Genomic DNA, 19,694 nt, shown 5'->3' with positions numbered 1-19,694 from the left:
CGGCCGAGCCGCCACCAGGAGCAGATCCCGTGATCCCATCCCATCCCGCCGACGGTCCCCGGCCCGGCCGCGCAGCCTCCAACCAGCTGGCCGACAGCACGGTGTACGGGCCCGTCGTACAGGCCGGCACCATCAGCGATGTCCACGTGAGCGTGTATGAGGCGATGGCCACTCCGCCCACCCCCCGTCAGCTCCTGCCGGTACCCGCTGTGTGGACGGACCGGACCTACGACCTGGTCCAGCTGGCGGGCGCGGTCGACCGCATGTCCCCGGACTCCGTGCGCGTCATCGCGATCAGCGGCCCCAGCGGCATCGGCAAGACGGCCCTGGCCACGAAGTTCCTCCACGCGCAGAGCGAGCGGTTCCCCGGCGGGGCGCTGTACGCCGATCTGCGCGGCTACGGACCCGGGAGCCGCGCCTCCACCCCAGAGATCCTCACCCGGCTCCTGCGGTCCGTACGTCCCGGCGTCCGCGCCACCACGGCCGACGAGCTCGGAGCCTGGTGGCGGACGGCGACCGCCGACCCCGCCCGTCCGGTCTGCGTCCTGCTGGACAACGCCGTCGACGCCGACCAGGTACGGGCTGTGTTGCCGGGTGGCCCCGGCCACGTCGTCGTGACCACGAGCCGCGCCGTGCTGGGCGGTCTCGCCAACCACGGTGCGCGGTTCCACAAGGTCGGGCCGCTCGACGACGACGCGGCGCAGGAGTACCTGGTGCGCTGTCTCGGCCGTGACCGGGTCGCCGGGGACCACCCGGCCGCGGTCCGGATCGTACGGCTGTCCGCCGGACGGCCGATGGCGTTGGCCGTGGTCGTCGGCGCCCTCACCTCCCGCGCAGACCAGTCCATGGCGGACGTGACCGCCGACCTGATGAGCACCCACAGCGCGGTGCGCCTGACCCATCCGGCCCTCACCCGCCAGGAGGCGGCTGTGCCCGCAGCCCTCAACGACCAGTACGACCACCTGCCGTTCCAGGCCGCCGCCGTGTACCGGCGCCTCGGCAGCCTGACCGTCCGGGACTTCGATACCGCGCTCGCCGCAGCCATCTCCGGGCTGACCTGGCAAACGGCACGCGACGCACTCAGCACTCTGCACTCGGCAGGCATGATCGAACCCGTGCAGGCCGGGGACGACTCGGTGCGGGGCCCCGTCTTCCAGTTCCACGACAGTGCCCGCGAGCACGCCGCCCAGAAGTTCGCCCAGGAGGAGCCGACGGACACGGACGACGTGCTCCGCCGTGCCCTCGACTACTACCTCGACACAGCGACCCGGGCCGAACGCCGTCTCACCCCCACCCACCGCCCGCTCGCCCGGGACTACCTCTACCAGCCCGCGGAACCGATCACCTTCGACACGGACGCCGCCGCCCTGGCCTGGCTGGAGGCTGTCCAGGCCAGTCTCGACGCTGCGATCACCGCCGCGGCGTCCGCCGGGCTCGACTCGTCGGTGTGGCAGCTCACGCACGCCCTGTGGCCGCTCCTGCGCGCCCACCACGACTACGACTTGTGGGACCGGACCCACGCACTCGCCCTCCGCGCGGCCCGCATCTGTCAGGACCCCAGTGCCGAACTGGAGATCCTCGGTACCTGGGCGGTCGGACTGCGCAGCACCGGCCGACACGGCGACGCGATCGAAGCGTTCGACCAGGTGTTGAGCCTCGCCCGTGCCGCCCACGACGCGCGGGGAGAAGCCCAGGCCCTCCACGAACTCGGGGCCACCCACCTCGCGGCGGGCCGTCCGGAGGAGGCCGAGCCTCTGCTGGTTCTGGCATACCAGCAGCGTGCCGCGCTCGCCCGCGGCGCCGCAGAGAACGGGAACACCCGGGACCAGGAGACCTTCGAGCGCGCGGTCGCCATCACCGACGTGTGCCTGGGCCAGGTCCGTCTTCTCCTCGACCGGCCGCCGTCCGAAGCCGTTGCCCTCTTCGCCTCCGCTCGCGCCACCCTGCTCGCGCTCAAGGACTCCATCGACGCGGCCCGAGCACTGGCCTGGCTCGGCCGTGCTCACGCCCTCAACGGCGACCCGGTGAAGGGAAGGCGGCTCGGGCGCAAGGCCGTCGCCGAGTTCGACCGCGCCGGATCGCACCGCTGGCGGGCACGTAGCCGCGAACTCCTCGGGCTGACCCTCCAGGCCGGCGGCCACCACGATGACGCCGCAGCCCTCTACCAGGAAGCCCTGCGCATCTACACCCCCATCAGCCCGCCCGACGCGGACCGCGTCCAGGAGCGGCTGCGCGCCCTGTCCTCGTAGCCCAACCGGCCACTCCTCGGAGGGAATCTCACCATGGCGACCGGCGCGACCGAACTCGAACTGCTCGGGTGGAACGTACTGAACGGGGGAATCGACCGCGACGACCGTGGATACCACGACTACCGCTTCGAGCAGCAGATCGACTATCTCGCGTCTCTCCCCGATCTCGATTTCCTGTGGATCATGGAGGGCACCGACTGGCATCTGGGTGATGGCCGTCGTTTCAAGGACCTCGCCGACGCAACGGGGCTGACCGCGCTCCCGTACGTGACCTCCCGTGTCGGGGAGGGGCGCAACCACTCCGTCCTGTACTACGGGGCGGAGAAGGCCCGGCTGGTGACGTCCAGCGAGCTCGCCCGCGGGGCCTTCCACCACGGCGTCACACGCGCCGAGTTCGAGGTAGACGGCATGCGCCTGCTCCTGCTCGGAGCGCATCTCGCCTACTCCAGCGGCGCGGCCCGGCTGAGCGAGGCCCACCACCTGGCCGACTACGGGCAGCAGTTCAACGACTGGCCGGAGGACGGCGTGCTGCTCATGGACGCGAACGGGCCCGACCGCTACGACCCTGAACCGGAGGACTGGTCAGCGATACCGCGAAACCTCTGGCACCGCTACCGGAAGATGCGGCCCGACGGGTCGTTCGGCGGATGGGACCTCGATGCCCCGAATCTGCTGATCGAGTCCGGCTGGCGGGACCCGCAAGACGAGATCCCGCTCCGGCGCAGGCCGACGGTCGGGTACTGGTACGAGAACGAACAGGTCCCGCTCCATCTCGACCAGGCCCTCGTCACCGGCCAGCGCATCGAGGTGCCCGACTACCGCACCCTCGGCGCGCCCCAGAGCTTCGCCCTGGACATCCCCGCCCCGGACTCCCCCGACTCGGATCTCGACCTGACGGGCTTGTCCGACCACCTGCCGTACCGCCTCCGTATCCGCCTCCATCGAGAACCCATACACGCAACGGACTGAATCGAGCTGCCGGAGCCCGGACGGCGAGAGCCGTACGTGAGCCACCAGACACTCGACGGACCCCGAAGAGAAGGAGCCGCTCAGCAGTGCCCGCAACACCTCAAGTCCCCTCAGAACAGGGACTGTTCATACCGATACCTGTGCAGCGCGAGGCCGACACCATGGCCCGTGAGACCGGGATCAGACCAGAGATCGCGCAGGTCGACAAGGCCGCCATACGCCTCACCCACGTGAACGGCCGCCTGCGGATCGAAGCCGTCTTCAGACGCAGCAGCAGCGGATGGAAGCGGTCCGAGTACCAGCTGTTCCAGGACGACGAGCGACGCACCACCCCAAAGTCCTGGGCGGAGTACTCCGCCCTCCTGGAGCGTCTGCCCTCCGATGCCGCCGGTCCGGCCGTACTCCCCGATCTGACGCCACTCGACGAACAGACCACACTCCCTACGGAGATCCTCCGCCTCCTCGGGCAGTGCGAAAAGCGGCTGCGCGGCCGGGAAGGCGCCTCCGTCTCCGTCGGGCGTGACAGCAAGGGGCGATACGTGCTCGCCATCGGGGGACCGAAAGCGTCCATGCACATGACCTTCGAAACCCAGCGCCGCCACGGCAGGAAGTGCGCCGAGATCGCCCCGACCAACTCGATCCGCGTGGTCACCGCAGAAGGAAAGGACCTCACCGAGGAAATCCAGGGCAAGCTCAACAAGGCGCTCGCCCGGCTCCTCTCCGAGCCCCCCGGCGGCGCAGGAACGGCCGAGGCCGGCACCGGTAGCACGCAGGGAGCACAGGGCGGCGGCCCATCGGACCGCAAAGGCACTGTCTTGCGCCTGTAGGCCCTGGCTGGGGCACCGATGAAGGTGGCGTCGCGCTGGCATCCCCTCCCCAGTCCACACAGAGGGCTGAACAGAGCGAGCGCTCGTCGCCGATACCAAAGTCGACGGCCTGCACCCCTCGAGAACCGCTTGCGAGGAGGGCGCGCACGGTCTCAGTTGCTGAGTACGGCTTCCCGGGCTGCTCGGGACCAGATGGATTGCTGTCGGAGTGCGAAGCCCATTCGGTTCCAGTGGAAGATGACGTGCCGAGCGAGGATGCCCCGCTTGCCAAGGCTGAGCGTGCCGCTCCCCGCCGCGTCCGCCAGAGCCCGCCCGCCCCGCTCCAGTCCCTCGACCCACGAGCGCATGGGAGCAAGGTCCCCACCGTTAAGAAGGGGGCGAGCGTCGGAAAGGAGGAGGCGACGCAGGGGTTCGACCATGGTGCTCACCTGTTCCGGAGGCACATCTTCGGCCAACGGCCGACGCTGTTCGACTCGTCCCCATACGTCACCCTGCTCGCCGAACTCCAGGCCGGCGGCGCGCATCATCAGCGTCATGACCAGGAGAGACGTCGCCTTGGAGTCCAGCGCCTTCAGTCGGCCGTTGGCCGCAGCATGGAGGTAGTTGATCACGCCGGCGCTGTCGGTGTGAAACAGCGTGTGCGCGAGTGCCATCCCAGCCGGGCCGCCGAAAGCGACGGTCTCCGGTTCGTACGGCATGGAGGTCCAGTTGGTGGTCACGCCCCAGGAGACGGAACTGTCGAGCGCTTCGCTGATGTGGCGGACGGCGTCCTCGGGGGAGGCGCCCGGGGCGGGGTAGTAGCGCAGCCGCCAGTGCGGGTGCTTCCGGACGAACCACCAGGTGCCGACGGGGCCGCCGCGGAGGGCGGGCGCGAGGTACGTGCGGAAGGCTCGGGCGGCGGTCGGGTAGTCGGCGAAGCGGATGTTGGCCTGGTGCCAGCCGGATGGTTCGGCGTCGAGCGCAGCCCGGCCGGCGGCCTGGTACCTTTCGATCGCCTCGGACAGGGCGGCAGGCTCGGTGCCTGCCGCGCGGGCGGCTTCTTCGACGGGCGCGCCGCCGAGGACGGCCAGGACGGCGCCCTCGATACGGTCCGTGTCGTGCAAGGTGGCTCCTCTCACGTCAGCAGGAGGCAGGAGTCCCACTGCCCTTGGGGCGTGGTGCCCGAGTCGGCGTCCTGGAAGGCGAGGGATGCGCCGGCTTTCCCGGTGATGAACCCTGTCTCCTCGGGGGCGTCCACCGTCAGGACCCTGCTCGTGATGAGGCTGATCCGGTCGCCGAAGGTGGCTGGGGATTCGGCGTCCTGGGCGACGCGCTGGGTGGTGCGGAGGAGACCGCCGAACCCGTGGCACAGGCCGCGGTCGGCAACCATGTCGAGCTGGGCTGGGTCGCTCAGGCAGTGCAGAAGAGCGCGCTCGGCCATCCGCTTGCGGTCGCCGTCTTCGAGGACGATGCCGGCGAGCTGCTGTGCACGGGCAAGGCCGGGGGTGCCGTAGCACCACGAGGGGGTGGCCGGTTGTGCTGGCGCGGATCCGCGGTGGCTGATCCAGCGCGGCCAGCGCGTTCCGCGGTAGTCGCTCTGCCGTATCTGATCGAGCCACCGGCAGATGCGGTGGATGGCGGCTTCGTGCCCGTCCACGGTGACGCCCGCGCGCAGGGCCAGGGAGAGGAGGGCGAGCGGGCCGGTGATGCCGTGTGCCAGCCCGGCGTTCGCGTGTCCTCCGGGGGTAGCCGTCTTGTCGCCGGCCGGGGCGTGGCCGACCCACCAGCCGGGCAGTGTCTCGCCCGGCTCGCCGGTGACCGGCTCGGTCAGGCGCACCAGGTACTCAAGGACGCCCTTCAGTTCGGCCCCGCGGGGCTGACGGCGCAGCAGCAGCGCGCCGATGCCGGTGAGGCCGCGGAACAGGTCGTACTCGGCGAAGGTGGCGTGGCGGCCGGCATCGATCCGGGCGTGCGCAGTGGTCAGGCGCTGCCGGGCGTGTGCGGCCACGACGCCGTCGAGCGTGTGCAGCGCGCCTGCGTAGCGATCGGTACCGTCGGCGGCCAGGTGCAGGACGAGGGCCATCGCGGGGGCGCCGAGGAAGAGGTTGGCGTCCCGTCCGTCGATCAGCGGCCCGATCCCGGCGAGGGAGCGGTGCACCTCGCTCCAGTCTCCGGTGCCGCGGCGGGCCCGCTCGACGTGCAGCAGAGCGGCGCCGAGGGGACCGTGCGCGAGGGATTGGCGCGTGGAGGTGTCGGTGGTCAGCAGGGCGGTGGTCACGCCTCGTCTCCTTCGGGGATGAGTGTCCAGGACAGGGCTGCGGCTCTGGCTATCCGGCGACAGGCGGCTTCTGCGGTGCGGTCGATGCCCGCGACGCGGTTGTGGTGCATGTGCAGCAGGGAGGGCAGCACGGTCTCGGGGGCGTCGTCGGCGAGTGCCAGCCGGTAGCGGGCGAGTGCGCGCCTGCGCTCCTCCCAGGCGTCGGCCACAGCGTCCCCGCCGTCGAGGTCGGTGAGGATGCCCGGCGCGGCCGGTTCCGACAGTCGCAGAGCGAGGGCCTGCACGTTGCGGGGGACGCTTTCGCCGTCGCCGCGCAGCAGGTGTTGGACCAGCCAGGTGCAGGCATCCTTGCGGGAGCCGAGGAGCCCTGTGGCGATGTCCACGAAGGATGCGGCGGTGAGAGCCGGCCGGAGTTCGGCCGGTACAGCCAGGGCCAGTTGCGTGACGGCGGCCTTGGAATCGGCCACGAAGTAGTCCTCCGCCGCCTCCAGCGCGGGGCCGGTGCCGTAGCGGCCGGTCTCAGGGTGATCGGTGTCCCACTGCACCCGCTGGATCAGGCCCTCGCGGCGCAGTTCGTTGGCCCACCGGGCGACGGTCTGTGCCGCTGCGCCGAACGCGTCCGGCCCAGGAAGACGCAGCCGAAGACGGAGGTGGGGGGCGGGGTCGGCGTAGCGGATGAACCAGGCGGGCGGCGGGGTGACCCATTCGTCGTGCAGGAGGCGGGGGAGGTGAGCGGTCAGCACCTCGGGGAAGCGCGCGGTGCTGCCGTACAGCTTCAAGAGCACCCAGTCCGAGGCGCCCGGCAGTCGGGCGGTATCGCGGCTGGCGGATGCCCGGACCATGGGCGCGGGGGTGGGCTTCTGGTCCGAGGCGAACGTCATGGCGACCTCGTGAGCGCGGTCTATCCAGCCGTAGGCGCTTTCCTCGGGGGCCTCGTGCAGGACGGCCACGGTGTGCCGCCGCAGCTCTGCACGGAGGAGTTCTTGGTGGACCGGCTCATTGAGGTCGAGGCGGAGGCGCTGATCGCTGGCGCCGAGGAACACGGTGCGCGGCAGGCCGTACTTGCTGCGCCAGTCACTGAACCGCTCTGGCCAGTCGTCTCCGTCTCCGAGGTCGCGCCGCCGCAGCCGCCACAGGGCCGCGGAAAGAACGGTGCGCCCTACGCGGACTTCGGGCAGGAATGGCAGCCGGGTGGCGGCGCCCCAGAAGAAGGGCAGCAGGACGGCGGTGTGGGAGCGGTGGAGTTCGCAGACGAAGCGGATCAGGGGGTGGGTGCTGTTCGACAGTTCGACGGCGTTCATCACTGTCGGCTCGATGATCCGGCCGGTGGACAGCGTCACGAGGTAGAAGCGGCCGGCGTCGGCGAGGACACCGAGGTCGTCCAGGTCCAAGGTGGCGTTGGGGTTGTGTTCGCCGACGGACAACAGCTCGGTGGAGAGGGCGAGGGAGCGGCTGACGTTGTTGATCGGCACTTTTAGCGGCGGCCCCGATACCTGCCCGCGGACCGCACCTTCGGTCAGGGTGGGCAGAGCGGCGTGGACGGCGGTGATCCGGTTGAGATCCGCGGCTTCGAGGGTGGGGAGGAAACGCCCTGTCGTGATGCCGGCCGCGAGCGACAGGCCGACCGTAGAGAGGGTGAAACGGCCTTCGTTCAGGGCGCGTTGAGACTGCGCGAGCACGGTGAAGGTGAACTCGATGTGCGCGGGGACTTGGGTGGGCGTGCCGGTGGACAGGGCCTCGATGTCGTCCTCGGTGAGCACGATCTCGTGCCGGTCGGTCAGGGCGGCCTCTTGCGTGAGCGCGAGGAGGTGTTCGTCGCGAGGTGTCGTTGCCAGGAGGGGGCGGGGAAGCACGGTGCCCCGGTAGCCGACGGGGAAGCCGAGGCCGGTGTCCGGGTCGGTGAGTTCTCGCACCGGCACGACGGTGCCCATGCTGTAGCGCTCCAGGAACCGGGTGAGGTAGTCGCGCCAGGCCGGGGAACCATTCGGGTACGGGGTGATGCGTGCGATCACGTCCAGCGCCAGGCTCGCCTCTTCGGCGACCTCTCGCGGGAGGACGATGTCGCAGTCCGGACGCAGGTTCACCGCGAGACTGCGGTCAGTGACTCCGGTGAGACGGTTCATGGTGGCAGTGGCCTGCTCCCGGAGGTCACGCTGTTCGTCCGGGTGGGCGCGGTCGTGCCGGTGGAGGAGCTGGTGAACGCGGCGCAGGTTCTCCACCTTCGCCTGCGTCGCTGAGCCGGGGGCTCCGGCGCGCAATGTCCGGTCGAGCTGATCGACGAGGTGGCCAAGAGCGTCGTCACAGGTCATCGGGGCATGGAGGCTGGTGAGCAGGACGCGGTGGGCGACCAGGTTGCGCACCATGTCCTCGATCTTCTGGACCGGGGTGTCGGGGTAGTTGGCCTGGAACTTGGCCACCATTTCGCTGACGGTCGTGGGTGACTGTGCCAGGGACAGTGCCAACTCTGATGCCCTGGTGCGGCGGAGGGTCGTTTCGGTGGGCCCCTTGTCGCCGGGCTGGTGGGGGACGGAGATCTGCGCGCCGCGCACGGTGTGTGTACGGTCGGCGACGACGTGCAGGTGATGGAGAACGTCCGGGTCCTGCTCCAGGGTGGTGATGATGTCGTGCAGCCAGGTGGCATCGGCCCTGGCGAACGCTGTGTGCTGCGTCCCCCAGCGGACGACACTGCTCGGGCCAATGCGTACTGGTGCAGGCCCGGCGAACGTTCCGAAGGGCGTCGCGCGGAACTGCATCCGCAGGAGGTAGCGGGTCAGGGAGAGTGCGATTCGCCGGATTCGGGAGCGGCGGGCCTCGCCGTTGATGGCTTTGCGGATGCTGGCGGCCAGGACCGGCGCGGCGAGTTCGATGGCGCTCGCACGGTCGTTGTCGCTCCAGACCTGCTTGATCCACCGGCGGCAGCTCTCCGCGTCCACGGCAGGATCGGCGGCGGGAGCGGGGCAGGAGGGCAGCGAGGCCACCAGCGGAAACACCGATGCCCTGATCATGCCCGCGTCAACTGCTTCATACATGGCTGTTCCTCCTTCGCGGGTGCGGTACCCGGGGCGGGCAGACCGGTCTCCCGGCCGGCCCGCCCCGGAGGGGTGGTGCTGGTCAGCCGCAGGTGCTGTTCGAGCAGGCGGACTGGCAGGTGGAGGTGCAGCCGTCGCCGGTGTCGTTCAGGAGGGCCCCGACCACGGGCAGCGCCGAGACGGTCTCGATGTTCAGGTCGAAGTCCGACCCGGTGTCGGCCGTGAACGGCGTTCCGGTCTGCGGCTTGGTGCTGATCTGCGGTGCCATCGCGTGTCTCCTCGTTGAGGGGTCAGTTGACTGTGCGGATCGTGCTGGTCGTGCTGGTGGTGCCACCTGGTAGCGACGCCGGTGGCGTCACGGCCAGGAGATGGTGACCCGCGTGTGCGGCCGGTCGATGACCCGGCCCGCGGGAAGTCGGTCGTCGGGCGTGCCCGCCGGGTAGACCTCGATGTGCGCGCGCTCGCCGCGGTGCCCGTCGTTCCACGCCCGGATCTCCTCGACCAGGCGCTCGGCGACCTTCCGGCCGTTGGGACCGTGGCCGATGGCCCCCAGCTCGTAGCGGTCCTCCTGGCCGGTGGCGCGCGTCGAGCGGTACGCGAAGCTGTCGCCATCCACGAGCGCCGGGAGCCCGATCGGGGAGGCCACGGCGACGACGCCGCGCTGCCGGGCCGCGGCCTTGGCCGCCATGATGGGAAGGTTGTCCAAGACGGTCGTGAGCCACAGGTCCAGGTGCTCCTTCGACTCCTCACCGCCGACCGTCACCCCGGACCACACCTCCGCCCGCGGGGAACGCAGCGCGGCCCGAAGCGCCTCGGTGTCCGGATCGGGGTGGTCAGAGTCCAGCCGGAGGGCGACCTCGGCGCCTTCCTCGTCGTGGAGGACGGCCAGGCTCATCCGGTTCTCGCCGTCACCGCGCATCGGTACGAAGCCGCACTGCTCGAACCCATCGCTGACCAGTCGGTCGCCGTCGCGGACGAACGCCACGGTGCGGGTCATGCCGCGCATCCGCAGCGGCACGACGAGCCGGCCGCCGTCCTTGAGCTGTTCGATCCAGGCCGGCGGGATGTCGGCAGCCTGCACGGTGACGACGAGGCGGTCGTACGGCGCGTGCTCCGGTACGCCATGCTCGGCGTCGCCCGTGACTACGGTGATGTTCCGGTAGCCGGTGGCCTCCACGAACCGTTCGGCGCGTGCGGTGACGTCGGCGTCGATGTCCTCGGTGACGACTCGCCCCTCGGGGCCGACCATCTCGGCGAGGTACGCGGCGTTCGGACCGCCGGAGCCGATCTCCAACACCGTCATCCCGGGCTGGATGCCGGCCTGCTCGATCTGCATGGCCTGAATCCGCGGCGCCGACACGGAGCTGATGTCCACGCCGCTCTCGTCGGTCTTGGTGATGGTGGCTGTCTCAACCTCGTACGTCTTGACGGGGTCCACCTCCGGGGTGGCCAGGTGCCGGGGAACGGCACGGAAAGCGGCCACGACACGGGGGTCTCGGGCGGCTCCGACCTCGATGAGCTGCCGCACCATCTTGTCGCGCAACTGCTGTTCCGTTACTGCCTCTGCTTCGGTGTTCGTCGTCATGTCGGGGACGTTATCCACGCGGCTTCTCCTCCTCGGCGAGTTCGCGCCGAGCCTGGTTGAGCGGACTTACGGGTACCGGCGCGGGGCCGCGAGGGCTCGCACATCAGGGACGAGGCGACGGCCCCGCGCCGGGGTGGTAACCGCCCGACGACCCGGCCCGTTACATCCGGGTCGCCGGACGGCTGTCTACGCGCTGGGCATCAGGTCGCCACCGCGAGAGGCCGGCGGGGTGCGACGATCCGTCCGTCCGGCAGCAGCTCACCGGTGTCCTCGAAAATGAGGACGCCGTTGCACAGCAGGCTCCTTCTCTGCACTTCGCTCGATCGAGGTTCGTTGTGGATCACTGGGCCTCCTCGGTGCGGGATCGTGGGATGCCGAGGTCGGACACTGGCGGTTCGTGGAAGAGGCGGGTTTGACCGCGATCCCGGAGAAGGCCGCGGAGTGCTCCTCCGGGTGGAGGACGTACTGCCCCTGCTCGTGCCACCGGCCGGTGGCCGCCAGCCCCGGCCCTTGCTGGGTGAAGCCGTCGAACAGGTCCGAGATCTCTTCGGGGGAGCGGGGGCGAACCTGCAACCCGTGCTCTGCGTAGGTGGCCACGACGTCGGGCATCGTGGCGGGGTGCCAGTGATCGGTGAGGTGTGTGATGGAGAGGGTGCTGCCGACTGGCATCCACTCGCGGAGGATGGCCATGGCCTGGTGCATGGCCGGGTCGTCTGCACACCACGGAAGCACGTCGTGCAGGAGCACCGCGACAGGTGCGCTCAGGTCGTACGCGGCGCGCACGGCTTCGCAGGTCAGGAGTTGGTCCATGGCGAGCAGGTCGGCGTGGATGACGGTTGTGCCAGGGCCTTCGTCCAGCCGGCATTTCGCGTGCGCGTACACCGCAGCATCTCGGTCCACGTAGACAACCGGGCATCCAACCTGTGTCTTCTCAGTGATCTCGTGCACGTTGTCCCAGCCGGGGTAACCGCAGCCCAAGTCGAGGAACTGGCGAACCCCCAGGTCGAGGGAGAACCCGACCGACATGAGGCTGTAGTCGCGGTTGATCAGGGCGGCCGTCGGCATCCACTCGGCGGTCTCATAGACGGCGAAGGCGGCCGTGCGGTCGGCAGCGTAGTTATCGACGCCGCCGAGCAGGAACTCGTACATGCGCGCCGAGTTCGCGTTGTCGAAGAAGTCGAGACCCAGGCCGTCTTGGTGGTCGAGGAGGCATACGGCGGTCACGCAGCGGCCTCCTTCCGGGTGCCGTAGATGCGACGGCGAGGAGCCACGGTCAGGTCGGGATGGACCTCGCCCATGTCCTCGGACTGAAGTACGCCGTTGCACAGCAAGAAGGTGCAGCTAACACACCACCCCTGTTCCGGGCGGGGCGCGATGGGCCGCGCGGCCTCCCTGTCGGGAGCCTCTGCCGTGGGACACGGCGGGGTGTGCGCGCACATGGTGCTCGTCCTCTCGGGGCGCGGGCGGGAAGTTGGGCCCTCTTCAGCGGGCTACGAGGCCGTGGGGGAACGGTTCGGAGGTAGCCGAAGAGGGGGTCTGTGGGTGTGGCCGCACGAACGCGGCGATGGCGGCCTCGCTGTAGCCGTAGAAGCGACCGAAGACCGCGTCGTCCTCCCACCAATCGGGAGCGGGATCGCCCCACTCGACCGTGTGGCAGGTGTCGCGGTACGGCGACCAGCGGACGCGGAGGTTCGGGAAGCCGGGCCGGGTATCGAGCAGACCGCGGGTCGCCATGGCCAGCGACAGCAGGTCGAAGGACATGTACCCGCCGCGGCGCGAGCCACCGACCGGCACGGCGAGCAGCGGCGCCCGGAACACGCGGACGGCGATGGCGCTGGCGAGGATCGCGGGCTCTGCGAGGCGGTCACGGAAGTACTCGAAGTCGTACGCTTCTGCGGCCGGACGGAGGGCGACGGAGCACGCCGGCACTGTGGCGGTGGTCAGCATTCGATCAACCCCCGGACGATGCCGGCCTCCTCCAGCCGCTCGGCGAGATCCAGGGTGACTCGGCCCAGCTTTCGTAGGAGCGCGAGGGCCTGTAGCTCATCGCCAGGAAGTTCGTCGGAGCGCACCGCACGGGCCTCTTCGATCAGGTCACCGATGTCCGGGTACTTCTTGGTGGCATCGTCGCGCAAACCTCGGTTCGTGAGCTGCATCAGGGCCCCGCGGAATCGCTGGGCGAGTTCGGCGGCTTCGTCATACGAGGGCCCGGCGGCCCCGGGACGGCCACCTCGCGCGCCCGCGGCATGGTGACTGACCTCTTCGTTCAGGACCATGTCCAGACCGTCGAACACTGCGTCCCAGTCCACCGGCTCCCATGTGCGCACCGCATTCAGAAGGTCGTGGAGGCCCGGTCTGTCGAGCGGCGGCGACCAGGGGTTCGTCGGGACCGTTGGGTCCTTGACGCGGAACGGCATCGCTTCGGGGCTCGCGTGCGCGCCTCGTACTGCGGTGCTCGTCATCAGCTTGCCGCCAATCTCAACTCGCACCATGTGGTGGCGCCGGCGTCCTCAACACCCCAGGTTCCTCGTCCCTCTTCGGCGAGCGACTGCACGAGCACCAGGCCGCGGCCGTTCTCGTCGGCGTCACGGGGGGCCTTGGGCCGGGCGTGGCAGCTGGGGACACCGTCGCGTACGTCGATACGCAGGAAGCCGGAGCGGAGCGAGAGCGTCACCGTGATCTCCCGGCCGCCGCTGTGCACGATGGCGTTGGTGACCAGCTCGGAGATGATCAGGACCGCCTCGTCGGCGACGTAGGCCAGCCCGCGGGCGCTCAGGCGCTGTCGGGTCCGGCGCCGCATGACGCCGACCTTCTCGCCGTCCTCGGGCGGCGGAAGCTCGCCCGGTGGTCGCTGCTTGATCTCGAACGTGGCGCTCATGAGGTCGCCGTCGCGGTGGGGGGCGCGGCGTGGCCGTGCGGCAGTCGTTGTCATCACGTCCTCTGGGGGGCTCGGAGGACCGCCCGGACCGCGGAGACCGCCCTGCTAAGAGGGCTCCGCTCGTCGTCGGGGGCGAGGAGGGAACGTGCTTCGGCAAGGCAGCGGACCAGTTGCACCGGAGCGGTGAGCAGAGGGGCGTCACCTATGGCCGACTCGGTGTTGGGTGCTTCCAGCCACTCCACCGGTACGCCCTGCGCCGATGGCGTGAGCCCGGGGATACGAACCGCGTGGCCGGCACCGAGGCACATCGGAACGGCACTCCGGTCGAGCCAGGATGCCCCGGCGACCAGCTTGCCCCAGCGGGCTGCGGTGCCGGGCGGCACGAGGACGGCCGCCGTGGTCAGGTTCGTGAAGCGGACAGCCGGCCCGACGGTCTGTTCGTACCGGCGCAGGATGTCGTACGCCAGCTCGACGAGGGTGCGGTGCGCCAGTACGACATCGAAGGTGATGCCGGTCGGCAGCCGCCGGGGGAAGTCGGGCGTACGGTGCCAGGCGCTCATGGACTCCGCCGGCGAGGGGGTGGCCGCGGCGAACCACGCGGACAGGCGCTCGGGCTCGCCAGTCACGGTGCAGGTCTCCATGGGCCCCTCCCAGGTCGACATCTGATCCTTGAGCACACACAGTGCGTCCGTCGTCACCTAGTGCATCGGAAGGTCCGGGGCGGTGAACAGGTCTTTTCGCCGGAACCTTGGTTGCCTCCCGCCCGCCCTTCACCCGCCCTTTTGACCCCGATTTCCGTCTCACCAGCGCTTTCGCTGACGACGCCTCACGCGGCCCGTGAGATGCCCGCTACGGTGAGCTGACACCAGTCGGTAAAGGGGGGTATCCGGTGAGCCGCAGTCCGATGAGAGCGGTACGCGAGAGCCGCAACCGGACCCAGTCGAAGGCGGTTGACGAACTCAACTCCTTGGCGGAACGGCTGGCTGCCGAAGGACGGGTCTCGAAGCGCCCGACCTTCACCGTCCGCCAGATGTCGAAGTGGGAGAGCGAGACGAGGCCGCGCCCGTACCCGCACCCGGATACACGGGTGGTCCTTGAGCTGTACTTCCAGCGGTCAGTTGAGGAGCTGGGGCTCCGCCCGGGCGGAGAAGACCCTCCCGACTCTTCCGCTGTGCCCGTCGTGACGCCGGTCCCGCTCATCGAGCAGTCGGCCGCCGCGGTCCCGCTTTTCGCCCGAGGTGACCAGGACCCGCCGCCGTGGCTGGCTCAGACGACGACCGATGTGGCCAGCTCCGCAGACTGGAAGATCGCCGAGGACGAGGTCGAGCTGCTCCGCGAGGCTGCGGACGACATGGACGCACAGGACCAGCAGTTCGGCGGCAACCGGCTCTGGCGGCCGACGCGTGCTCACCTGCTCTGGGTGCACCACATGATCGACCGCGGTATCTACGACGAGCAGCTTGGCCAGCAGCTTCACGCGCTCGCGGGGAAGTTCACCACCAGCCTCGGCTGGTTCTCTTACGACGCCGGACTCCATACGCAGGCCCGGCAGTACTTCTCCGAGGCCCTCAACGCGGCGATGTTGACCGGCGACGATGTGCTCTCCAGCCGGACCCTGAGCAACATGGCCCGCCAAGCCGTGGACCTGAACAAAGGACGGGAAGCGATCCGCTTCGCCCGGCTCGCCCAGACGCACGCCGAGATGTGGAGCGCACCGACGCGGGTCACGGCGCTCCTGGCGATCCGCGAGGCCCAGGGGCACGCCCGGGTTGGCGACCGCTTCAACTGCGAGTCCGCGATCAAGAGGGCCTGGAAGGAATGGGAGCGCGGGACGGACGACCGCGACCCCGATTGGACGACGTTCCTCAACCAGGCCGAATTGGTGTGCCTGGAAGGGATGTGCCGCCTCGACCTCGGCCAGACTGCTCGCGCCCAGAAGCTCCTGGCGCAGTCGGAGAAGCTGCAGGACGTGGCGCACTCGCGGAACAGAGGCATGTGCCTCGGCCGGCTCGCGACCGCGGCCATCGGCGCAGGGGACATCGACCACAGCGTCGATGCCACGAGGAAGGCCATCGGGTTGATCCGGACGGCGGGCATGTCTTCCGCTCGGGCAGTCCAGCAACTGAAGATCGTCCACGACGGACTGGCCCCTCATCACCGCGCCCGCGGGGTAGGGGACCTGCTTGAAGAGATCCGCGCAGTCGTCGCGTGATTCAGCAAAAGGAGAGATGCAACCAGTGGATGCGGAGTACCTGCGGTACGACGGGGCGTCGGTCAAGGCCATCACCGACGAGCTGGTCGAGGTGTACGCCCGGGTGTACGACACGCCCCCGTACGTCGGCGACCCGTTCTTCTCCGTCGCCTCCTTCCGGGAGCGGCTGGAGGCTGCCTTCGGCAGCGAGGGCTTCGAGACGGTGACCGCGCGCCGGGACGGGCAGATCATCGGATACGTGCACGGCGCCACGCTGTCCGCAGACAAGCCATGGTGGACCTCGCTCGGCAATCGGAGGCCGGCCCAGCTCCAGACGCTCGCGGACGCGGGGCAGGTCTTCTGGCTCCGAGAGTTGATGGTCCTCCCCGAGTACCAGAACCAGGGACTCGGCAGAAAGATCCACGACACCGTGATCTCGGGACGTGCGGAGAGCGCCACCACCCTGACCTGCATCATCGACAATCAGCCGGCGCACGACGCCTATCTTCGGTGGGGGTACACGGTGATGGGGGAGATCAAGCATGCCCCCGAGTCGCCGACCTACGACGCCATGTACCTGCCCAGCTCGTGATGACCGGAACGATCATGCACAACGCAACCGCACAGCCCTTCCCGGTTCCGACGACTGCCGGTCGCCGGGACCGACTCTCGCCGGATGCCGCGCTCCTGTTCGCGTACGGGACGCTCCAGTTCGATGCCGTCCTCGAAGCGCTGATCGGCCGGATACCGCAGCGCGTATCGGCCAGCGCACCCGGCTGGCGCGCGGCGTCCCTGGAGGGGCGCGTCTACCCGGGACTTGTGGCGGCGCCCAGCTCTGCGGCGCCCGGAGTGCTGCTCACCGACCTCAGCCGGAGAGAGTGGACGATCCTCGACGCTTTCGAGGACGACCGCTACGACCTGCGCGAGGTGACGCTGACCTCCGGCGGGCGCGGGCTCGCGTACATCTGGCCGGACGGCGAGGTCCGCGACGAGGATTGGGACGCCGAGCAGTTCAGGGCCCGGCACCTCCAGGAGTACGCCGCTCGGTGCGCACGGATCGCTCCGGGATTGGCTGCCGAAGGTGGCCAGTGAACCGGGCGGCGTATGTACGAGCGCAACGAAAAGGAGAATGACGAGCGGCGACTGAACGCTGTCCTTGCGGCAGCGCGAGGACTTGTCCGGGGGCGGCCCTTGGTGTGAACCAGGGGCCGCCGCCGTTTTGTTGGTTGAGGAAGGTATGCGACGGGTTTACGGTGCCTGCGAATGGTTCCCTTCGTCTCATCAAGGTCAAGATCAGCGATTCCTCGGCGTTGACCGGTGGCATTCCATCCGCTGCCATCGAACCCAGCCCCATGGCATTCCTTGCTATCCAATCCAGTCGTCGCAGGTCGCAGCAGACGGGAGCCGCTCGGCGGCACGGGACCGCCTTGCCAATGAAGTTAGTCGTCGCAGGTCGGGGGCTCCCCCCCCGGCTGACTTCATTGGCAAGGACACATTCGCTCACGGCAGACGGGAAAGAACTCCAAAAGACTGGATACCTCCGCCGGGACTATGTCAACGTACAACGTCCCGGAAAAACATCAGGTCAGACGGCGGGGCTACTCGCCAGGGTGACGAACAACTCTGCGACCCAACCGCGTGAGGTTGCCGCGCTGGCATGGTCCGTACTTGGGAGGCGTATCTGTCTGAATCCGCTATCCGATCCGCCCGCTTCACATCACCCGCACTTTTTGCCCTCGGCGGACTGAACGCCTGGGTCGGCCAGACGGCTGGTGACTACCTTGCTGTATCCACCGGGCTCTGCGTCTGTGTCTGCGCGCCTGCTGGCGGTCACCACGGATGGCGTACCTCAGGTCCTGCGCTCCTATCGGCTGGCCCTCGCCGACGGCGAGCTTGCGGAGACGTCGGGTTCGTGATGCGGCGCGCAACATAGACCACGATCGCCGGTTAGCCAAACCGGCGATCGTCACGACCATTGAGGAGTTCGCGGCGGCTGTGCTTGGCGGTGAAGCCGTTGTGGACGCAGCCGGTAGTGCCGCAATACACAAGGAGGTAATGAGCGGCCCGTCTGCGGCTTCCCTGAAATCGGCAGCGCCGCTGAAAGACAGCGATATCTACGTCGGGTTGGCGTGGACTCTTTGGTGTTGCCGATCCCGATCTGTCGCTCTGTGCGCTCCGTCCCAAGGAACTCCATCTGTGTGCCGATCCGTGATACCCCCTGCCCATTTTCGTCCCCGGTTGACAGTCCCCTCTGGTTCGCTCGCCGACTCCCTGCCTGTTCAGGTTTCCGCCGAGGAAAACGGGCGGGTGGCGCTTTGACCGCCGGAGGGAGCAACCGGCTGCTGACCCCGGAGGAAGTGGCCGCATGGCTCAAGGTCAGCGAGATCACCATCAAGAACAAATACCGCGCCTGGGGGCTCAAGCCTCAGAAAGTCGGGCGCCTCCTGCGCTTCCGAGAGCGCGATGTCGTGACCTACCTAGACCGCAACTACGGGTGAGCTTGTCGCTCATTGCCCAAGACCGAAAGGAGGCCACTTGGCCACCGTCTTCCAGAAGTGCAAGACCGACGATAAGAATAAGAACTATCCGTGCGAGAAGACGAGATGCGGTCACCCCTGGACGGTGAGATTCCGCGAGCCGGGCGGTCGCTCCGGACGTCAGCGTGAGAAGTCCTTCCCCACTCGCCGCGAGGCTGACGCTCACGGCGTGAGCATGGAGAACTCCAAGCGCGAGGGGACGTACGTCGACCCGAAGCGTGGCGCCGTCCCGATCCGCGTGTACGCGACCGAGTGGCTCGAACGTCAGCACCTTGCCCCTAACACGTACGGCACGTACGAGCGAGCCTTCCGGCTCCACGTCTTCCCGTTTATGGGCAGTCGGCTGCTGACGTCCATCCGGCCCTCCGATATAGAGGCGCTCGGTAAGGAGATGACGGACGGCGGCCTGTCGGCACACTCCGTGCAGGCGTACACAACACCCCTCAAGGCGGTGTTCACCGCAGCGCTGCACAACGGCGACATAGGACGCCACCCGTTCGTCGGCGCCAAGCTGCCGACTATTCCGCGGCGAGTGATGGACGAGACGCTCCTCCCCTCGGGAGGGCAGGTGCAGGACATCGCGGACGAGTTCCGAAGCGAGTGGGCGCTCTCTGTGTGGCTCATGGCGGGCTGCGGGCTCCGCACCGGGGAGATGCTCGGGCTCCGGGTCGGTGACGTCCTAGACGACCGCATACGGCTGCGCAGGCAGGTCACCCGCGTCAAGGGGGTCAAGGGCGCCGTGCTCGGCCCGCTGAAGCACCGGGAAGAAGGCGAATGGCGGGACACCCCCCTACCCGCGAACCTGTCCGACGCCGTGGGCGAGCACGTGGCCCGGCACGGCACGGGCCCCTCGGGGTCCCTGTTCCGGAACATTACGGGCACCCTGGTCACGACCTCGGACTACTCGACTCAGTTCCGTAAGGTGGTCAAGACCCTGGGTTACGAGTGGTCGCCCCATGATCTTCGCCACTGGTTCGCGACGACCGCACTCAGCAGGGGTCTGCCACTGTTGGATGTATCCAGATGGCTCGGCCACGCGAGCATCAAGGAGACGGCGGACACGTACGGACACCTCACCCCGGACTCCACCAGCCGGGCCGTCGAGGTGATGAATGAGGCGCTGAACCAGCACCGTGCTGACTAGGTGCTGACTCGCGCCGCATGGTCTGAAG

The 19,694-nt window shown here is 69.0% G+C and carries 19 protein-coding genes and 1 pseudogene; 8 read left to right on the top strand and 12 right to left on the bottom strand.

Annotated features, from left to right (window positions below):
• The first annotated feature begins 29 nt into the window (after window positions 1-29).
• The 3 genes from ABT063_RS10280 to ABT063_RS10270 all read left to right on the top strand — a co-directional run bounded on the left by ABT063_RS10280 (window position 30) and on the right by ABT063_RS10270 (window position 4,045).
• Complete coding sequence (locus ABT063_RS10280; protein WP_351056778.1) at window positions 30-2,249, top strand: tetratricopeptide repeat protein; 2,220 nt, start codon at window positions 30-32, stop codon at window positions 2,247-2,249.
• Between the two features lie 33 nt (window positions 2,250-2,282).
• On the top strand, window positions 2,283-3,218 hold the full coding sequence (locus tag ABT063_RS10275) for an endonuclease/exonuclease/phosphatase family protein (RefSeq protein ID WP_351056777.1): 936 nt from the start codon (window positions 2,283-2,285) through the stop codon (window positions 3,216-3,218).
• A gap of 140 nt (window positions 3,219-3,358) precedes the next feature.
• Window positions 3,359-4,045: a hypothetical protein gene (locus tag ABT063_RS10270; RefSeq protein ID WP_351056776.1), complete on the top strand. Its 687-nt coding sequence runs from the start codon at window positions 3,359-3,361 to the stop codon at window positions 4,043-4,045.
• A gap of 152 nt (window positions 4,046-4,197) precedes the next feature.
• Here ABT063_RS10270 and ABT063_RS10265 read toward each other — a convergent pair whose 3' ends face one another.
• The 12 genes and pseudogenes from ABT063_RS10265 to ABT063_RS10210 all read right to left on the bottom strand — a co-directional run bounded on the left by ABT063_RS10265 (window position 4,198) and on the right by ABT063_RS10210 (window position 14,492).
• A complete protein-coding gene (locus ABT063_RS10265) occupies window positions 4,198-5,148 on the bottom strand; it encodes a thiopeptide-type bacteriocin biosynthesis protein (RefSeq protein ID WP_351056775.1) in 951 nt (316 codons plus the stop codon).
• An 11-nt stretch (window positions 5,149-5,159) separates the two neighbouring features.
• The gene (locus tag ABT063_RS10260) at window positions 5,160-6,302 is read right to left on the bottom strand and encodes a lanthionine synthetase C family protein (RefSeq protein WP_351056774.1); all 1,143 of its coding nucleotides are present in this window, start codon (window positions 6,300-6,302) and stop codon (window positions 5,160-5,162) included.
• Window positions 6,299-9,331, bottom strand: coding sequence for a lantibiotic dehydratase (locus ABT063_RS10255; protein ID WP_351056773.1), 3,033 nt, complete (start codon window positions 9,329-9,331; stop codon window positions 6,299-6,301). The genes ABT063_RS10260 and ABT063_RS10255 overlap by 4 nt, the downstream gene beginning before the upstream one ends.
• Window positions 9,332-9,413: 82 nt before the next feature.
• Window positions 9,414-9,599, bottom strand: coding sequence for an FxLD family lanthipeptide (locus tag ABT063_RS10250; RefSeq protein WP_062641210.1), 186 nt, complete (start codon window positions 9,597-9,599; stop codon window positions 9,414-9,416).
• Window positions 9,600-9,686: 87 nt separating this feature from the next.
• Window positions 9,687-10,916, bottom strand: a complete 1,230-nt coding sequence (gene fxlM, locus ABT063_RS10245; protein WP_351056772.1) for a methyltransferase, FxLD system — start codon at window positions 10,914-10,916, stop codon at window positions 9,687-9,689.
• A 200-nt stretch (window positions 10,917-11,116) separates the two neighbouring features.
• A complete protein-coding gene (locus tag ABT063_RS10240) occupies window positions 11,117-11,260 on the bottom strand; it encodes a DUF5999 family protein (protein WP_502990792.1) in 144 nt (47 codons plus the stop codon).
• Window positions 11,261-11,336: 76 nt separating this feature from the next.
• Window positions 11,337-12,140, bottom strand: a pseudogene (locus ABT063_RS10235) (SAM-dependent methyltransferase); the annotation flags it as partial.
• Window positions 12,137-12,355, bottom strand: coding sequence for a DUF5999 family protein (locus ABT063_RS10230; RefSeq protein WP_351056770.1), 219 nt, complete (start codon window positions 12,353-12,355; stop codon window positions 12,137-12,139). The gene ABT063_RS10230 and the pseudogene ABT063_RS10235, both read right to left, overlap by 4 nt.
• Window positions 12,356-12,398: 43 nt before the next feature.
• A complete protein-coding gene (locus tag ABT063_RS10225; protein ID WP_351056769.1) occupies window positions 12,399-12,863 on the bottom strand; it encodes a DUF6302 family protein in 465 nt (154 codons plus the stop codon).
• A complete protein-coding gene (locus tag ABT063_RS10220; protein WP_351056768.1) occupies window positions 12,857-13,408 on the bottom strand; it encodes a DUF6415 family natural product biosynthesis protein in 552 nt (183 codons plus the stop codon). The genes ABT063_RS10225 and ABT063_RS10220 overlap by 7 nt, the downstream gene beginning before the upstream one ends.
• A complete protein-coding gene (locus ABT063_RS10215; protein WP_351056767.1) occupies window positions 13,378-13,794 on the bottom strand; it encodes an ATP-binding protein in 417 nt (138 codons plus the stop codon). The genes ABT063_RS10220 and ABT063_RS10215 overlap by 31 nt, the downstream gene beginning before the upstream one ends.
• 53 nt (window positions 13,795-13,847) lie before the next feature.
• Window positions 13,848-14,492, bottom strand: coding sequence for a hypothetical protein (locus ABT063_RS10210; protein WP_351056766.1), 645 nt, complete (start codon window positions 14,490-14,492; stop codon window positions 13,848-13,850).
• A 191-nt stretch (window positions 14,493-14,683) separates the two neighbouring features.
• On the opposite strand from ABT063_RS10210, the gene ABT063_RS10205 reads away from it, so the two are divergent.
• The 5 genes from ABT063_RS10205 (at window position 14,684) to ABT063_RS10185 (ending at window position 19,666) form a co-directional block, all read left to right on the top strand.
• Complete coding sequence (locus tag ABT063_RS10205; RefSeq protein WP_351056765.1) at window positions 14,684-16,006, top strand: NsdA family TPR-like regulatory protein; 1,323 nt, start codon at window positions 14,684-14,686, stop codon at window positions 16,004-16,006.
• 16 nt (window positions 16,007-16,022) lie between these two features.
• A complete protein-coding gene (locus tag ABT063_RS10200) occupies window positions 16,023-16,577 on the top strand; it encodes a GNAT family N-acetyltransferase (RefSeq protein ID WP_351056763.1) in 555 nt (184 codons plus the stop codon).
• A gap of 14 nt (window positions 16,578-16,591) precedes the next feature.
• Window positions 16,592-17,077: a gamma-glutamylcyclotransferase family protein gene (locus ABT063_RS10195; RefSeq protein WP_351056762.1), complete on the top strand. Its 486-nt coding sequence runs from the start codon at window positions 16,592-16,594 to the stop codon at window positions 17,075-17,077.
• A 1,223-nt stretch (window positions 17,078-18,300) separates the two neighbouring features.
• Complete coding sequence (locus ABT063_RS10190; RefSeq protein WP_351056761.1) at window positions 18,301-18,483, top strand: helix-turn-helix domain-containing protein; 183 nt, start codon at window positions 18,301-18,303, stop codon at window positions 18,481-18,483.
• A gap of 214 nt (window positions 18,484-18,697) precedes the next feature.
• Window positions 18,698-19,666: a tyrosine-type recombinase/integrase gene (locus ABT063_RS10185; RefSeq protein WP_351057040.1), complete on the top strand. Its 969-nt coding sequence runs from the start codon at window positions 18,698-18,700 to the stop codon at window positions 19,664-19,666.
• The last annotated feature ends 28 nt before the right edge of the window (window positions 19,667-19,694 follow it).

It is taken from the genome of Streptomyces sp. NPDC002838 (genome assembly GCF_040295365.1).
Classification (GTDB): Bacteria; Actinomycetota; Actinomycetes; order Streptomycetales; family Streptomycetaceae; genus Streptomyces.
The sequence above is the reverse complement of the archived record's forward strand: the minus strand, read 5'-3'. Positions and strand labels throughout refer to the sequence as shown.

Excerpts from the sequence above, each read along its gene's own strand:
- ABT063_RS10275 (WP_351056777.1), top strand. The coding sequence starts at position 2,283 with ATGGCGACCGGCGCGACCGAACTCGAACTGCTCGGGTGGAACGTACTG.
- ABT063_RS10255 (WP_351056773.1), bottom strand. The coding sequence starts at position 9,331 with ATGTATGAAGCAGTTGACGCGGGCATGATCAGGGCATCGGTGTTTCCG.
- ABT063_RS10250 (WP_062641210.1), bottom strand. The coding sequence starts at position 9,599 with ATGGCACCGCAGATCAGCACCAAGCCGCAGACCGGAACGCCGTTCACG.
- fxlM (WP_351056772.1), bottom strand. The coding sequence starts at position 10,916 with ATGACGACGAACACCGAAGCAGAGGCAGTAACGGAACAGCAGTTGCGC.
- ABT063_RS10230 (WP_351056770.1), bottom strand. The coding sequence starts at position 12,355 with ATGTGCGCGCACACCCCGCCGTGTCCCACGGCAGAGGCTCCCGACAGG.
- ABT063_RS10225 (WP_351056769.1), bottom strand. The coding sequence starts at position 12,863 with ATGCTGACCACCGCCACAGTGCCGGCGTGCTCCGTCGCCCTCCGTCCG.
- ABT063_RS10220 (WP_351056768.1), bottom strand. The coding sequence starts at position 13,408 with ATGGTGCGAGTTGAGATTGGCGGCAAGCTGATGACGAGCACCGCAGTA.
- ABT063_RS10215 (WP_351056767.1), bottom strand. The coding sequence starts at position 13,794 with ATGAGCGCCACGTTCGAGATCAAGCAGCGACCACCGGGCGAGCTTCCG.
- ABT063_RS10200 (WP_351056763.1), top strand. The coding sequence starts at position 16,023 with ATGCAACCAGTGGATGCGGAGTACCTGCGGTACGACGGGGCGTCGGTC.
- ABT063_RS10195 (WP_351056762.1), top strand. The coding sequence starts at position 16,592 with ATGCACAACGCAACCGCACAGCCCTTCCCGGTTCCGACGACTGCCGGT.
- ABT063_RS10185 (WP_351057040.1), top strand. The coding sequence starts at position 18,698 with ATGGAGAACTCCAAGCGCGAGGGGACGTACGTCGACCCGAAGCGTGGC.